This window comes from Labrenzia sp. THAF35 (assembly GCF_009363595.1).
GTDB lineage: Bacteria > Pseudomonadota > Alphaproteobacteria > Rhizobiales > Stappiaceae > Roseibium > Roseibium algicola.
Window position 1 is genome coordinate 2,077,932 of record NZ_CP045380.1, and the last position, 16,307, is coordinate 2,094,238.

The 16,307-nt window shown below is 59.9% G+C and carries 11 protein-coding genes; all 11 read left to right on the forward strand.

The window, feature by feature from the left end; genetic code table 11:
- The first annotated feature begins 254 nt into the window (after nucleotides 1-254).
- Nucleotides 255-1,643 carry a sigma-54 dependent transcriptional regulator gene (locus tag FIU93_RS09595; protein ID WP_152505463.1) on the forward strand — a complete coding sequence of 463 codons (1,389 nt, stop codon included), beginning with the start codon at nucleotides 255-257 and terminating at the stop codon, nucleotides 1,641-1,643.
- Nucleotides 1,636-3,657 (forward strand): HAMP domain-containing sensor histidine kinase, encoded by a 2,022-nt coding sequence (locus FIU93_RS09600; RefSeq protein WP_152505464.1) that lies wholly within the window; start codon nucleotides 1,636-1,638, stop codon nucleotides 3,655-3,657. The genes FIU93_RS09595 and FIU93_RS09600 overlap by 8 nt, the downstream gene beginning before the upstream one ends.
- Nucleotides 3,658-4,060: 403 nt before the next feature.
- Nucleotides 4,061-5,800: an OFA family MFS transporter gene (locus tag FIU93_RS09605; protein WP_031270586.1), complete on the forward strand. Its 1,740-nt coding sequence runs from the start codon at nucleotides 4,061-4,063 to the stop codon at nucleotides 5,798-5,800.
- A gap of 540 nt (nucleotides 5,801-6,340) precedes the next feature.
- A complete protein-coding gene (locus FIU93_RS09610) occupies nucleotides 6,341-7,357 on the forward strand; it encodes a substrate-binding domain-containing protein (protein ID WP_075284046.1) in 1,017 nt (338 codons plus the stop codon).
- Between the two features lie 115 nt (nucleotides 7,358-7,472).
- Nucleotides 7,473-8,990, forward strand: coding sequence for a sugar ABC transporter ATP-binding protein (locus tag FIU93_RS09615; RefSeq protein WP_152505465.1), 1,518 nt, complete (start codon nucleotides 7,473-7,475; stop codon nucleotides 8,988-8,990).
- Nucleotides 8,991-9,061: 71 nt separating this feature from the next.
- Complete coding sequence (locus FIU93_RS09620) at nucleotides 9,062-10,006, forward strand: ABC transporter permease (protein WP_075284065.1); 945 nt, start codon at nucleotides 9,062-9,064, stop codon at nucleotides 10,004-10,006.
- Between the two features lie 26 nt (nucleotides 10,007-10,032).
- The gene (locus FIU93_RS09625; protein ID WP_055661135.1) at nucleotides 10,033-11,013 is read left to right on the forward strand and encodes a sugar-binding transcriptional regulator; all 981 of its coding nucleotides are present in this window, start codon (nucleotides 10,033-10,035) and stop codon (nucleotides 11,011-11,013) included.
- Nucleotides 11,003-11,998: an aldo/keto reductase gene (locus FIU93_RS09630; protein WP_152505466.1), complete on the forward strand. Its 996-nt coding sequence runs from the start codon at nucleotides 11,003-11,005 to the stop codon at nucleotides 11,996-11,998. The genes FIU93_RS09625 and FIU93_RS09630 overlap by 11 nt, the downstream gene beginning before the upstream one ends.
- Nucleotides 11,999-12,058: 60 nt before the next feature.
- Nucleotides 12,059-13,786, forward strand: a complete 1,728-nt coding sequence (locus FIU93_RS09635) for a glycerol-3-phosphate dehydrogenase/oxidase (RefSeq protein ID WP_173017433.1) — start codon at nucleotides 12,059-12,061, stop codon at nucleotides 13,784-13,786.
- Nucleotides 13,777-14,619 carry a class I fructose-bisphosphate aldolase gene (locus FIU93_RS09640; protein WP_031270580.1) on the forward strand — a complete coding sequence of 281 codons (843 nt, stop codon included), beginning with the start codon at nucleotides 13,777-13,779 and terminating at the stop codon, nucleotides 14,617-14,619. Before FIU93_RS09635 ends, FIU93_RS09640 begins: the two co-directional genes overlap by 10 nt.
- Complete coding sequence (locus FIU93_RS09645; RefSeq protein WP_152505467.1) at nucleotides 14,612-16,123, forward strand: FGGY-family carbohydrate kinase; 1,512 nt, start codon at nucleotides 14,612-14,614, stop codon at nucleotides 16,121-16,123. The genes FIU93_RS09640 and FIU93_RS09645 overlap by 8 nt, the downstream gene beginning before the upstream one ends.
- The last annotated feature ends 184 nt before the right edge of the window (nucleotides 16,124-16,307 follow it).

Below are 16,307 nucleotides of genomic sequence, written 5' to 3' on the forward strand. Positions count from 1 at the left end.
AGGGACATCCTGCGGGGTTTTTACTTTCGCACACCCTCAGCACCTGATCCGCAGCGAGAACAAGCAGAAGACGTCGGGATACTTGAGAGCTCCGGTGCTGAGGCAGCTTCCCGTCTGGGCAATTGGTCGCGCGATTTCAGATAGTTGCAATTGCACGTGCGTCTCCGGAAGACATTGCATACTGGAATATGCAATGCTCCGGGCCGGAGGATGGACCATGACAAAAGAACGGATGAAACTGCCGGGGAGGGGCTATGAAGAGCGGTGTTTCCAAACGTCCTGAAGAGGCAGATTCACAGCCGGAATTCGGTCCCTGGCTGCCGCAGGCGTCGATCCTGATCGTCGACGACGAGCCTGGCATGCGCAATTTTCTGGTCCGCACGCTCGAGCCTTATTGCAAACGCATCGAGCAGGCCGCTGACACGGTCGAGGCCTCGGCGCTTCTTGATACCCACCATTATGACGTGGTGATCCTCGACAATATCATGCCAGGCAAATCCGGCGTGGAATGGCTTGGCGAACAGCGGCGGATCGGGTTTTTCGCCGATGCGATCCTGATGACGGCCTATGCGGATCTGGAAACCGCGATCCAGGCCTTGCGGGCAGGTGCCGTGGATTTCATCCTGAAGCCCTTCCGGTCCAACCAGCTGCTGAACGCGGTTGCCAGGTGTCTCGACCGGGTCACGCTGCTGCGGGAAAACCAGCTGTTGCGCCACCAGTTGCAGGCAACATCCGACCATCTTCTTCTGCGTGACAAGCTGATCGGACATTCGCGCCAGATCGGCGAGATCCGCGAAACGATCTCCCGCGTCGCGCCACTGCCGACATCCGTTCTGATCACGGGGGAATCCGGGACCGGAAAGGAAGTTGCTGCCAGGTCGCTTCACGATCTTTCCGATCGGGTGGACAAGCCCTTCGTTCCGGTCAATTGCGCCGCCATTCCCGGAGACATGATCGAAGCTGAATTGTTCGGGCATCTCAAAGGCGCTTTCACCGGCGCCGGGTCCAGCCGCGACGGCCTGTTCATGCATGCGCATGGCGGTACGCTTTTTCTGGACGAGATCGGCGAACTGCCCATGGCACTGCAGAGCAAGTTGTTGCGGGCAATCGAAGACCGGAAAATTCGGCCGGTCGGGTCCGAGCGTGAAGTGCCTGTCGATCTGCGGTTCGTGTTCGCGACCAACGCAAATCTGGAGCAGGCCGTGGAGGAGGGCCGGTTCCGGGCGGACCTCTACTACCGGGTCAACGTGCTTCAGCTCGAAATGCCGCCGCTGCGCGAGCGTGGTGACGACATCCGTGAACTTGCCTCGCTGTTCATGCAGAAGCTGTCCGTGCAGCTTGGAATGCCGCCGGTACCGTTTACCGATGAAGTCGTCTCCGGACTGCTGGCTTATGAATGGCCGGGCAATGTTCGCGAACTGCGCAACACGATCGAACGAACCTTGATCCTTGGCCGCTTCCCGGCGGAGTTCCACAGTACGCAGAGCCTGTTGCTGCCCGGCGGGGAAACGCTGCAGGACATGGAGAAGCGTCATATCCTGATGGTGCTCGAGGAAGCCGGTGGAAACCGTGCCGAAGCGGCGCGGCGGCTCGGCATTTCACGCAAGACCATCGACAGGAAGCTGATGGACTGGAATGGCTGAGGAGAGACGACGCCGGAAATCGGGAAGCCGCCTGTCCGTCAGGGTCAGACTACTGGCCATCGCCCTGTTGCCGACACTTGTGGTTCTGCCACTCTTTCTCGGCTGGGCGATGGTGCGCTGGAACGCGAAGTTCGATTCCCTGTTGATCACCAAGGTCAATGGCGACCTGACCATTGCCCATCAGTACTTTTCGAGGATCCTGGAAAATTCGGGTGAAAAGATCGATGCGCTGGGCCAGTCGGCCTCCTTTCGCGACGTTGCAGACAGTGGTGATGCCGCACTTCTGGCAGGGCTGCTGGAGCGGCGGCGTGAGGAACTGGGTCTCGATTTTCTGTATGTCGTGCGCAAGGACAGGACAGTTGAGGCGGCCTCTCCGCCAAGTGCCGTTCCGCCGGTCTCCAAGGACTGGCCGGTCATCGAACAGGCCTTTGCAGGATCTGCCGCCACAAGCGTGGATATCTTCGAAGCCGGTGATCTGACGGCGATTTCTCCGGCACTAGCAGATCGGGCCCGGCTGGATCTCGTCCCGACACCCAACGCGGTGCCGACCGAGAGGGCCGCGGAAACACGCGGCATGGTGGTTCACTCCGCAAGCCCGGTCACCGTGCCGGGAGCGCCCGTGGCAGCTCTGGTCGGTGGCATTCTGCTCAACCAGAACCTCGTTTTTATCGACACGATAAACGATCTCGTCTACCGCGAGGCGAGCCTTCCCGAAGGCAGCCAGGGCACCGCGACGCTGTTTCTGGAAGATGTCCGCGTCAGCACCAATGTCCGTCTGTTCGAAGACAAGCGCGCGCTTGGGACGAGGGTGTCCGCCGCCGTTCGCCAGAAGGTGCTGGGCGAGGGGCAGGTCTGGCTGGACAGCGCGTTCGTCGTCAACGACTGGTACATCTCGGCCTATGAACCGATCACCGACAGTTTCGGCGAGCGGGTGGGCATGCTTTATGTCGGCTTTCTGGAAACGCCGTTCCGGGAAGCCAAGCTGGCGACACTGGTCGCGCTGCTGTTGGGCTTTCTTGTCGTGACCGCTGGCAGCGTGCCGCTGTTCCTGAGGTGGGCTCGCGGCGTCTTCAAGCCACTGGAAAAGATGACGGACACCATTGCCAGTGTCGAAAAGGGAAACCTTGGCGCCCGCACGCGGTCCGAAGGCAGCGGTGACGAGATTGCGCGTGTCGCCCAGCATCTCGATCATCTGCTCGACCTGGTTCAGGAAAGCGACCGGCAGCTCAGGTCCTGGAACGAGGAGCTGAACACCCGCGTCGAGGAACGCACGCGCGATCTCAAGATGGCGAACAGGCAGCTGGAAGACACCACCAAGCAACTGATCATGTCGGAGAAGCTTGCCGCCATCGGCGAGATCACCGCCGGTGTTGCCCACGAGATCAACAATCCGATTGCAGTGATCCAGGGCAATCTGGAAGTGCTGCGCATGCTGCTCGGTGATCATGCAAAGGTTGCCAGTACGGAAATCCGCCTGATCGACGAGCAGGTGGACCGGATCAACCAGATCGTCATGAAGCTGCTGCAATTCGCCAAGCCGGACGAATATGCAGGCTATGCCGATCGGCACGCTCCGGACGAGGTGATTTCTGACTGTCTTCCGCTGGTCCGCCATCTCTTGCGCAAGACCGATATCGAGGTTGTCCGCGAGGCCACTGCGTCCCGTCTGGTGCTGATGAACCGGACGGAACTGCAGCAGGTGCTGATCAACCTCATTGTCAATGCCATCCATGCCATGCCCGGCGGCGGCACGCTGACGATGAAAACCTGGGATATGAATAAGGAAGATGTCGCCGGAGTGTCGATCGAGATTTCGGACACCGGTGTCGGCATGAGCGCGGATGTTATCGCGCGTATATTCGACCCCTTCTACACGACGAAAAGCCGGCAGGGCACCGGATTGGGGCTTTCGATTACCCAGACGCTGGTCAGCCGTCAGGGCGGCGATATCAAGGTGGAAAGCATCGAAGGGACCGGGACCGTTTTCACAATCTGGTTGCCTGAAAACGCTTGACGTTGCGGGTGGGCTGCCCCTGAGTTGCTCCCGGCAAAAAGGCCGTTTGGGCGGTCAAGGGCTTCCGGACAGATTGTCCCAAACGGCTGGAAAACAACTTTTGAATGTGGACAAAATGTCCACTCGTCTTTCTTCCTGAAAACCTAACTGTCTGAAATTAAACAGAAAAGAAACTGGCCCCGAACTTGCCATCAGCAAGGAGCTGCCGGAAGGCGCGGGACGGTGCAACCGTTCCTGCGTTGCGGACCTGAAGCGGGAGGCTTCGACAGGTGCGCGTCTGCCGGGAGCGGGGCATCCGGCTTTGTCTTGCCGGACCGGGGGAGACATGACAGGCCGGCCGCAAAGGGACCGGCACCTTCCCGGAGGAATGCCCGACAACCGTGCATGGGAGGAAAATAAGTGCATGTTTGATCGGTTGAAAAAGGAACATATCGTCGCAGAGGACGGATTTAACCGCTGGAAGGTTCCGCCAGCATCCATCGCCATCCATCTTTGTATCGGCTCCGTCTACGCCTGGAGCATCTTCAACCCTCCTCTGATCAAACAGTTCGGGGTGGTTGCCGCAGCGCCGGAAGACTGGAGCCTGTCTTCGGTCGTCTGGATCTTTTCCGTTGCCATCGTGTTTCTCGGGCTTGCGGCCGCCTTTGGTGGCAAGTGGCTTGAGGAAGTCGGCCCTCGCATGGTCGGCGTCGTTGCCGCCATCTGCTGGGGCGGCGGTTTCATCATCGGCGGCTTCGGCATCATGACGCACCAGCTCTGGCTGCTTTACCTCGGTTACGGCGTGATCGGCGGCTGCGGTCTGGGACTTGGGTACGTATCACCCGTTTCCACATTGATCCGGTGGTTCCCGGACCGGCGCGGCATGGCCACCGGCATGGCCATCATGGGCTTTGGCGGTGGAGCGATGATCGCAACGCCGATCAAGGAATATCTTCTCGGTCTATTCTACAAGGCGCCGGAATACCTGGGGCCTGAAGGGTCTGTTGCCCTGATCACCGAAGGCGGCAAGCGCCTTGCGGAAGTCAACGGCCAGATGGTGGAAGTGGTTATCGCAGGCGCCAAGCAGGTGGCAGCAGCGCCCGTTGCGCTTCAGGAGGGGATCTATGTGGTCGGTACCGGTAACACCGGGGCTGCAGGGACCTTCTTCACGCTTGGCATCGTCTATCTGGTCGTGATGATCATCGCGGCCTTCTCCTACCGGGTTCCGCGCGAAGGCTGGCGTCCGGCCGGCTGGACACCGCCAACTGCCGATGCTGCGTCCCGCAAGATGATCACCCACAACAACGTTCACATCGATCAGGCGCTCAAGACGCCGCAGTTCTATCTGCTGTGGATCGTGCTCTGCTTCAACGTGACGGCGGGTATCGGCGTGATCGGCGTTGCCAAGACCATGATGACGGAAATCTTCGGCACCACTTTGCCGCTGATCGTGAATTCGGCCTTTGCGGCAACCTATGTGTTCATGATCTCGGTCTTCAACATGGTCGGACGGTTCTTCTGGGCTTCCACTTCGGACTTCATCGGCCGCAAGAACACCTACCACTGCTTCTTCGTGCTCGGGATCATTCTTTACCTGTCGATCCCCTTTGCAGCAGAACAGGTGAGCGTCAATCCGGCCGTCACCTGGCTCGTGATGTTCTATGCAGCCACCATGATCATCTTCACGATGTATGGCGGCGGCTTTGCGACCATCCCGGCGTATCTCGCCGATATATTCGGCACGAAATATGTCGGTGGTATCCATGGGCGTCTGCTGACGGCGTGGAGTACGGCAGGCGTTCTGGGGCCGCTGGCGATCACCCAGCTGCGGAACATGTCCCTGAACAATGCGATCACGGATCTTGCCGCCAAGGTGGACCCGAGTGCCTTTGCCGAGAAATTCGGTGCGGGTGTCGATCAGCTCGACCAGCTGGTGGCCGCAAAGACGGTGACTGTTGCCCGGCTGATGGAAATCGCTCCGGCCGGCACGGTGGATCCCACACCGAGCCTCTACAACACCACCATGTATGCCATGGCAGGCTTGCTCGTGATCGCGTTGATCGCGAACTCGCTGGTGAAGCCGGTGCACGACAAGCATCACATGGAAGCCGGTGCCGACGGGACCAGCCCGGTTCCGGACGGTGCGGAGCCGGCGAAGGCCTGATCAAGGCTTCTGCCATCACGATCAACCGGCCCGGAAGCATCCGCTTCCGGGCCTTTTTTTGTGTTCATATGCATCACAAAGCTGAGGGGCTGGGGGTCGGATTTCGGCTTCGTCAGGGGCGCTCCGTCAGTTTCCCGCCACGTCCATGGTGAGCGATTTCAAGTGGTCAGGTGCAATGACTGTCACGAAAAGATATTTTCTCTCAATGGCTTGTGTTCTCTTCCGGGTCTTCACTCGGCAAGTTCTCATTTGAGGTGCTGGTTGAAATAAATTTCAGAAAAGGAAATAAATACCAAAACAGTTTGACGGCTTTCGGGGGCTGCCCTTATCCATGGTCTCACTGGGATAAAAACCAGTGTTTGAAATTTCTTGCAGTGAGCAAGTCTCTTTGACAGGCAGACCTGCAAGACCGGGAGGAGCAGCGTCAGGCTCCCTGCGTTGAGAGGAACGCAGACTGGATGTCCTGACAATCTGAAATCGATCACCCATCGGGCATTCGACCGTTCGCGGTTGGCAGCCCGTTGGTCCAGGGAGGAAACCATGGGCACTTCTATCTTCAAGGGAATTCTCGCGTCGACCATGCTGTCGGCTGCAGTTCTGACCGCAGCTCCGGCCGCGGCAGACGGTTTGAAATGCGAGCCGGGCGAAACCTACATCATGAACGTCATGGTTTCCGGCCATCCCTACTGGGTGCCGGTCTATCAGGGCTTCAAGCAGGCTGCGGCCGCATTCGGCTGCGAGACGATCTTCTCCGGCACGCCGGACTATGACATCACCAAGCAGATCGCATCCTTCGAGCAGGACATGGTCAAGCAGCCGGCTGGCGTCTTGCTGCACCCGATGCAGTCCGATCCGTTTATCGAGCCGATCGACCGGGCCGTCGACAACGGCACGCAGGTCGTGACCTTCGCGGCGGATTCTCCGAAGTCCAAGCGCAGTGCCTATATCACCTCAGACAACCTTGCCGAAGCCAAGTTTGCCGCCGAAGAAATCGTCAAGCAGGTTGGCGACAGCGCGGAATATGCGGTTCTCGAAAACCCGGGTCAGTCGAACCACGATCTGCGCGTGACCGCGCTGCTCGACTACATGGGAGAGCACTACCCGAACATGAAACTGGTCGGCCGCCAGGCGACCAACCAGGATAGCAATGCCGCCTACCGGGCAACGGCCTCTATCCTTCAGGCCAACCCGAACCTTGCCGCTCTCTGGATCCCGGAAGCAGGTTCAGCGGAAGGAGCTGTCGCAGCGGTGCTGGAAGCGGAAGCGAAAGTGCTGATCATGCATGCCGATGTAACGCCGACCACACTTGAGCACATCAAGGCCGGCAACATCCACATGGCGCTGAATCCGAACCAGGGCATGCAGGGGTTCATGGGCTTCATGGCCGTGTTCCTGGCCGCACATTCCGACGTGTTCGATCCGTTCAACGACTACAAGGTGTCCGGCTACAACCCGGTTCAGATCCCTTACGTCGACAACGGCTTTGCCGTGATCACCAAGGAAAACGCCGACAGCTTCGACCTCAACGCCTACATGGAAGGCCGCGACCCGAGCTGATGAACAGACCGGGGTTCCTGGAGAACCCCGGGTGATACGGCGGGCTGCCTGCAGTCGATGCAGCAGATCAGGCAGCCCGTTCCTTCTACGGAATTGCGAGCAAATCGGCCCTGTCATGACTGACGATGTGATCCTCAAGATCTCCAACCTCTCGAAATCCTTCGGGCCGGTTCAGGCGCTCAAGGGGGTAAGTTTCGAATTGCGCAAGGGCGAGATCCATGCGCTAGCCGGGGAAAACGGTGCCGGCAAATCGACGCTGATGAATATCATCGACGGCATCCTGCAGCCGGACAGCGGAGATATCCGCTTCGATGGCGAACCGGTGGTCATTTCATCTCCGGCGATAGCGCAGAAGCTCGGCATCGGCTTCGTTCACCAGGAGATTGCCCTTTGTCCCGATGTGACGGTTGCCGAAAACATCTTCATGGCGACGACCAATGTCAGCCGATCGTTCCTGATGAATTATCGTGCGCTTGAAAAGAAGGCCGCTGAAGTTCTGGGCCAGCTTGGCGACATCGATCCGACGACACTCGTGCGGGATCTGTCGATTTCCCACCAGCAGCTCGTCGAGATCGCCAAGGCCCTGACACTCGATTGCCGGGTGCTGATCCTGGATGAGCCGACCGCGGCGCTGACAGAAAAAGAAGCGCAGATCCTCTTCAAGATCATGCGCCGTCTTGCCGACAAGGGCATCTCGATCATCTACATCTCCCATCGCATGGTCGAGATCTTCGACAATTGCGACCGGGTCTCCGTCTTCCGGGACGGCACCTACATCACGACCCGCAATGTTGCGGAAATCCAGCCCGATGACGTGGTCAATGCCATGGTCGGTCGGGTGATCGACGAGCTTTACCCGCGCAAGCAGTCCGAAAGCGAAAAGACGGACGATATCATTCTGGACGTTCAGAACCTGAGTGAACGCACGCGTTTCAAGGATGTCTCGTTCCAGCTCCGCAAGGGCGAGATCCTCGGGATTGCCGGGCTGATCGGTGCCGGGCGCAGCGAGATCGTGAAGGGCATCTGCCGGCTTGAAGGTGACGTGACCGGGGAGGTTTCGCTCAATGGCCGCAAGCTGTCGCTGAAGACCTATCGCGACAGCATCTCCGAGGGCATCGTCTATCTGTCCGAAGACCGCAAGGGTGACGGCATCTTTCTGGATATGTCCATTGCCGCCAATGTTTCCGCCCTGAAGCCGGAACAGGTGGCGAATTCCTTCGGTCTGATTGCCGGAAGCCGGGAGGAGGCGCAGGCAGACACGCTTGGCAAGCGTCTCAATCTCAAATGCGGCTCGCTGTCGGACCCGGTGTCATCGCTTTCCGGAGGCAACCAGCAGAAGGTTGCAATCGCGAAAATGCTGTCGGTCAATCCGAAGCTGATTTTCCTGGATGAGCCGACGCGTGGTGTCGATGTCGGCGCAAAGGCCGAGATCCATCGCATCCTGCGCAATCTCGCCAGCAGCGGGGTCGGCATTCTGGTGATCTCGTCGGAGCTGCCGGAACTGATCGGCGTTTGTGACCGCGTGCTCGTCGTCCGGGAGGGACAGATCAGCGGCGAAGTCACGGGCGATCAGATGACCGAAGAAAACATAATGCACCTGGCGTCCGTGGGCGCCCAGGCAACCATAAACTAATCGTGGGGGAAACCATGGAAGACGCCGTCTCCCTGACAGACGCGCCGAACGGCAAACCGGCAGACGTATCGATGATCCGCAAACTGTTGCGCATGCGTGAAACGGGACTGATCGCGATCATCCTTGTGCTGTTCATCGTGATGTCCTTCGCCTCGCCCTACTTCCTGACCTGGGTGAACATGCGCGCCATGGTCATGGCCTTTGCGGTGGAAGGCATCGTGGTGGTCGGCATGACCATCCTGCTGATTTCCGGCGGGATCGATCTTTCGGTTGGCTCGGTGACAGCGCTCGCCATGGTGATTGCCGGCTGGCTGTTTCTGAACGGGGTCGACCCCTGGGCCGCGTCGGCGATTTCGATTGCCGCCTGCACGGCCATCGGGGCGTTCATGGGGTTCTTTGTCACCCGCGTCGGCCTTCATCATTTCATCGTGTCGCTGGCGATCATGGTGATCGCCCGGGGGGCGTGCCTTCTGGGCACGGGCGGGCGTCCGCTCGGTCTGTTCACGCTGCCACCCGAGTTCAAGTTCATCGGCCAGGGGTCCATCGGACCGATCCCGGTCGTGATCCTGATCTTCCTTGTGGTGGTGATCGGCTTCGACTTCCTGCTGCGCCGCACGACCATGTTCCGCAAGGTGTTCTATACCGGCAGCAACGAGAAGGCCGCAGCCTATTCCGGCATCCGCACCAAGCGCGTGGTGTTCTTCACGACCACCCTTTGCTCGGCTCTGTGTGGTGTGGCCGGCATCATCTACATGGCCCGCTTCGGTTCTGCCCAGCCGACCTTCGGCATCGGCATGGAACTGAACGTGATTGCGGCGGCCGTTATCGGCGGGGCGAGCCTCAAGGGTGGTTCGGGTACCATTTTCGGAGCGATCCTGGGGGCGGTGCTGCTGTCGGTTGTCTCCAGCTCGCTCGCGCTTCTGGATGTCTCGGTCTATTGGCAGGACATCATCCGCGGCTCGATCCTGCTGGCGGCGGTCTCCATCGACCACTATCTCGTCAAGAAACGCGCCTGACCCGGCTCCAGCGAAGAGGCAACCAGATGGCGGACAAGAAAAACGATATCGAGCTGATGCGCCAGATGCACACGGTTCTCGTGCTGCATTTCCTGGAAGGCAAGAAACAGTCGGAAATCGCCGAACTGCTCAACCTGTCGACGTCCAAGGTGAACCGTCTGATCACCCAGGGCCGCAAGATGGGCATGATCAAGATCGATATCGAGAACCCGTTCCAACGGTTGACGGATCTGGAAAACCTGCTGGAACAATCGACACCGCTCTCGAAGGCGCTGGTTACATCGTCCGTCGAAGGCAGCCCGAACACGACGCTGAAGCAGGTCGGGCTTGCCGCTGCCAACCATCTGGTGGAGACCATCCGCGATGGCGACATCATCGCCATCACGGGTGGCAAGGCCGTCGGGGCGGTGGTGCAGAACATCGAGACCGACCGGAAGTTCGACGTCACCGTGGTGCCGCTTACCGGTGGAGTGCAGGGCAAGTACCACACGGATGTCAATCATCAGGCCAGCCTGATGGCCGAGAAGCTGGGCGGCAAGGCACTGCAGCTTCATGCGCCGCTCTTTGCCGAAAGCCGGGAACAGCGCGACATGCTGATGGAAGTCGGCTCCATTCGCGAGGTCCTGGACCTGGCACGGCAGGCAACGATCGCTCTGGTCGGCATCGGATCCATCGCGACGCCCGGGTCGAGTTACTACGACCTGCATCCGATGCCTGAATCGGACCGCAAGATGCTGGTTGGCAGCGGTGTCAGCGCCGAATTCCTGGCCTACCTGATGCGCCAGGACGGGACGGTTGCAGACTACGCCCTCAATTCGCGGCTGGTCGCACTGGCGCCAGAAGAGCTGCGGCGCTTCAAGCGCGTCATCGGGGTGACCTCGGGCGACGAAAAGATCTGGCCGATCCGGGCCGTCCTCAACGGAAACTATCTGAATTCACTCATCTTGGACGAGGACACCGCGGGAGCGGTCCTTGCAACCATGGAAGGCAAACAGAATGTTGCATGAAATGCTGACACGCGAGATCGGACGCTCAAGCATCGAGGCGTCGGCTATCGGGCTCGGCACCTGGGCCATTGGCGGCTGGATGTGGGGCGGCACGGATGAAGCCAAGTCGATTTCCGCAATTCAGGCTTCCATCGATGAAGGCATCAGCCTGATCGACACTGCTCCGGCGTATGGCCAGGGGCTGTCGGAGGAGATTGTCGGCAAGGCGATTGCAGGCCGCCGCGAAAAGGTGGTGCTGGCAACCAAATGCGGTCTCGTCTGGCACACCCAGAAGGGCAATCACTTCTTTGATTATGACGGCAAGCCGGTGCACCGGTATCTCGGCAAGGATGCGATCGTCCATGAGGTGGAGCAGAGCCTGAAGCGGCTCGGGACCGATTACATCGATCACTACATCACCCATTGGCAGGATCCGACCACGCGGATTGCGGAAACCATGGAGGCGCTGGAAACCCTGAAGACCCAGGGCAAGATCCGCTCCATCGGTGCCAGCAACACGACCGCCGACGATGTGAAGGCCTATGTGGCTGCAGGGCAGCTGGACGCGATCCAGGAAGAATATTCGATGATCAAGCGCGACATCGAGGACACCCTGGTGCCGCTCTGCCTCAAGGAAAAGGTTTCGGTGCTGAGCTATTCATCGCTGGCGCTGGGCCTTCTGACGGGCAAGATCGGTCCTGACAGAACCTTCGAAGGTGATGATCAGCGCAAGGACAATCCGCGGTTCTCGGTCGAAAACCGCCGCAAGGTTGCCAGATTGATGGACGCCATCGCACCGATAGCGGAGACCCATGGAGCCACCAAGGCCCAGGTGGTGATCGCCTGGACGCTGCAGCAGCCGGGCATCACCTTCTCCTTGTGCGGAGCCCGTGATCCGGAGCAGGCGCGGGAGAATGCCAAGGCGGGGCGCCTCAGGTTGACCAGTGAAGAAATCGGGCTCATCGGCGATGCCGCCGCGACCCATCTGACCGAACTCGCCGCTTAAGAGACTTCGAAATTGAGATTGGAAAGGGCACCGGGCATCCGTCCGGTGAACGGGGAAGGCATGTCCGAACAACGGCAAGGAAAATGGGACCGTATCGCGCGTGACGGCGCGTTCGACGCCGTTGTCGTCGGCGGCGGTATCAACGGGATCGGGGTCTACCGAGATCTGGCGCTGCAGGGTGTCAGGGTGCTGCTGGTGGAACGGAACGACTTTTGCTCGGGGTGCAGTTCTGCCTTGTCGCGCATGATCCATGGAGGATTGCGCTATCTGGAAAACGGCGAGTTTGACCTGGTGCGCGAATCCTTGCGCGAACGCGACGCACTGCTGGTCAATGCGCCCCATCTGGTCCATCCGCTGCCGACCGTCATTCCGATCGGCTCGCTCTTTTCCGGACTTCTGAACAGCGCGGCAAGTTTCTTCGGCTTTTCAGGTCAGCCTTCCAGCCGGGGAGCGGTTCCGATCAAGCTCGGACTGACGCTTTATGACTGGGTGACACGCAAACGCCGGCTGTTGCCGAAACACCGTTTCCGCGGGGCGAAGGCGACCCGGGATACCTGGCCTGGACTGACCGGTGCCATCCGGTGTTCGGCCACTTATCACGATGCCTGGATCAGCCACCCGGAGCGGCTTGGTCTGGAACTGGTCAGGGAAGTGGAAGAGGTGGCTCCGGACTGTGTCGCCCTCAACTATGCCTGTCTTGAGCCGGCCGGGAGCGGTTTTGTTGTGCGAGATCAGGTGAGCGGCCGAACGGAAGAGATCTCGGCGAAGATCCTCGTCAATGCCACTGGCGCCTGGCTGGATGATGCCATTGATGAGCTTGCCGGCAATTCCAGCCACGAACGCCTGGTGTCGGGTACAAAGGGATCGCATCTCATTCTCGACAATCCGGCGCTGGAGAAGGCGCTTGGCGGCCATATGGTCTATTTCGAGAATTCGGATGGCCGGGTCTGCATTGTCTTTCCGTTCTTCGGCAAGGTGCTGGCCGGGTCGACGGATATCCGCGTCAAGACGGCCGAACGTGTGCGCTGTGAGCCGGAAGAAGAAGCCTACATTCTGGGCTCGCTCCGGCTGGTCTTTCCGGAGATCGGCTTCAATGCGGATGATGTCGTTTTCAGTTACAGCGGCATTCGGCCGTTGCCGAAGAGCGATCATGATTTCACCGGCCGGATTTCCAGGGGCCATTTTACCAAGCGTATCGAAGGACCCGTTCCGCAGATCTGCATGATCGGCGGCAAGTGGACAACGTTCCGTGCCTTTGCCGAACAGGCGACGGACGAAGTGCTCAACGAACTTGGCCGGACCAGGCAGGTCGGCACCCTGTCGTGCCCGATCGGCGGCGGAAAGGATTTTCCTGATGCTGCCGTGATCCTGGAGCGCGACCTGATCTCGAACCATGGCATTGGTCCCGCGCGCGCAGCGCACCTGGTGTCGACCTATGGCACCACAGCGACGGAGCTGCTGGCTTTTTGTCAGGGCCGGCCGGACGACGTGGCACTTTCGCCGCAGACGGAAATCACAGTGGCGGAGATCGCGTTCCTCGCCTCCCGCGAAAGCGTGGTGACCCTTGCCGACATCGTGTTGCGCCGGACGACACTCGCCATCCAAGGACTAATGAGTGAAGAGCTGCTCGACAAGCTGGCGGCTGTCGCCGGTGAAGAACTCGGCTGGTCCGACGCAGAGCGCGGGCTTCAGCGTGACCGGCTGATCGAAGACCTTTCCACCTATCACGGCGTTTCGTTTGAAGATCGCCGGAACCAAGACACAAGCAGGAGCAGAATATGCGTTTGAGCCCCAAAGCCCGGATGAACCGGATGTTCACCCACGGCGGCTGCCTGGATGTCGCCGTTGATCATGGCGTGTGCAACGAACCGAGCTTCATGGTTGGCCTGGAAGACATGGCCGGGGTTGTCGACACCCTGGTCAAGGCCGGGCCTGATGCGATCCAGATGGCCTATGGCCAGGCGGATCTGTTGCAGTCGCGTCCGGAGAAGGACAAGCCGGCGCTGGTGATGCGCATTGACATGGGCAACCCCTACAATGACCAGCGCCACCGGGTGATGTGGTCGCTGCTGCAGAATGCCGACGAGCCGATCATCGGGGCTCTGGAAATGGATGCGGCTTGTGTCGTGGTGAACCTGTTCATGTTGCCGGACGAGCCGGAGCTGTTTCGCCAATGCGTGGAGAATATCTCCAGGGTGCGCGCTGCCTGCCACAAGTACGGCATGCCGTTGATGATCGAGCCGCTGGTGATGCTGCCGAACGACATCCGGGGTGGCTATCAGGTTGATGGCGACGCAGACAAGATCGTGACACTGGTTCGGCTGGCAAGCGAGATGGGAGCTGACATCATCAAGGCGGACCCGACCGATAACGCGGAAGATTTCCACCGGGTGGTCGAAGCGGCGCGCGTTCCGGTTCTGGTGCGTGGTGGTGGCAAGGAAGACCTGAAGACCGTTCTCAGGAAATCCGCTGCACTGATGCGCCAGGGTGCCAAGGGCATGGTCTATGGACGCAACATCTATCAGCACGACAACCCGAAAGCGGTGGTTGCGGCACTCATGGCGATGATCCACAACGGTGCCGACGGTGACGAAGCATGGGACATCTATAATCGTGGCTGACGACAGGACTTATCTGCTGGGGCTTGATGCCGGCAACACGGTGATCAAGGCTGTCCTGTTCGATCTGGCGGGCCGCCAGGTGGCGATGAGCGCACTGGACGGCCAATCGTTTTCACCTGCTCCCGGACATGTTGAACGCGATCTCGGAGAGTTGTGGCGCAATGCGCAAACGGTTATCCGCGAGTGCCTTGACAAAGCCGGTGTCGAGCCTTCGCAGATCGCGGCAGTTGGTTGTGCCGGGCACGGCAATGGTCTTTACCTGCTGGACAAGGACCATGAGCCACTGCTGGGCATCCAGTCGCTGGATACGCGCGCCGCGGATCATGCAGGCAAGCTGCGTGAGGCGCATGGCGACAGGCTGCACGCCCTGAGCCTGCAGGAGCCCTGGCCATCCCAGACCCCGACGCTGCTTGCCTGGATCAAGGATAACCGGCCGGATCTTTATGCCCGGACCGGAACCGTGCTCCTGTGCAAGGACTTCATCACCTTCAAGTTGACCGGAGAACGCGTCAGCGAGATTTCCGACATGTCGGGGTGCGGTTTGCTGAGGTTGCCGGACAATCTCTATGACAGGGAGCTGCTGGAACTTTATGGTCTCGGCGAGGCGGAGCCGATGCTGCCGCATCTGGTCGAACCGGCGGATGTGGCCGGGCATGTCACGGCAGAAGCCGCGGCTGCGACCGGACTGAAGGAAGGGACGCCGGTTGTCGGCGGCTATTTTGACGTGATCGCCAGCGCGCTCGGGTCGGGCGTTGTCCATCCCGGCGAAGCCTCGATCATTGCAGGCACCTGGAGCATCAATCAGGTCTTTTCGGAGGCCCCGATCGTCGACAAGGCAATGTTCATGGCCTCGGGTTTTGCCCCCGGCCGGTTCGTCAATATCGAATCGAGCGCAACATCGGCTGCCAACCTGGAATGGTATGTGCGGGAGCTGGTGGAGCGCGGGAAACATCACGACGATCCGTTCGGCTATTGCAACGCGAGGATCGCGGAGGTCGCGCCCGCGGCGGACGACCCGTTCTTTCATCCGTTCCTTTACGGCTCGCGGCTTGGGGCGGACTTCCGCGCCGGGTTCTATGGTCTCGCCGGCTGGCATTCGGAAGGGCACCTGCTGCGGGCCTTGTTCGAAGGGGTTCTCTTTGAACATCGCCGCCATATCGAGGTGCTCGGGAGAACCGGTGTCACGTTCGACCGGGCAGTGCTCTCCGGAGGCGGGTCACGCAGCCCGGTCTGGCCGCAGATGTTCGCCGATTGCCTGGGCGTTCCGATCACCGTTGCGGAAGCCCGTGAGACGGGTGCGCTGGGCGCGGCCATTGGAGGCGGTGTTGGTGTCGGTCTCTTCCCTGATTACGAGACGGCTGTTGCAGCCATGACGAGGGCGCAGAAGGAATACCTGCCGGTGGCTGCGATGAAATCGCACTACGACCGGCGCTACCGGACCTACTGCAAGCTGACAGATGCTCTTCGGTCCTTCTGGGCCGATATGCATGTCATGGACGAATAGTCCTCTTGGAGGAATTGCCGAAACGTCAGGATCTTCTAGTGTGAGGGAAACAGCCGGGCGAATTCGCATCGGCGAGCGCCCACATATGTCTTTTTTCGAGTTTGCGAAGAAACAGAAAACCTGATCAGGATGAGGGTGTTAAAGGGTCTCATCAGTGCCGGCGGAAGATTGCCTGGTCCGGCAT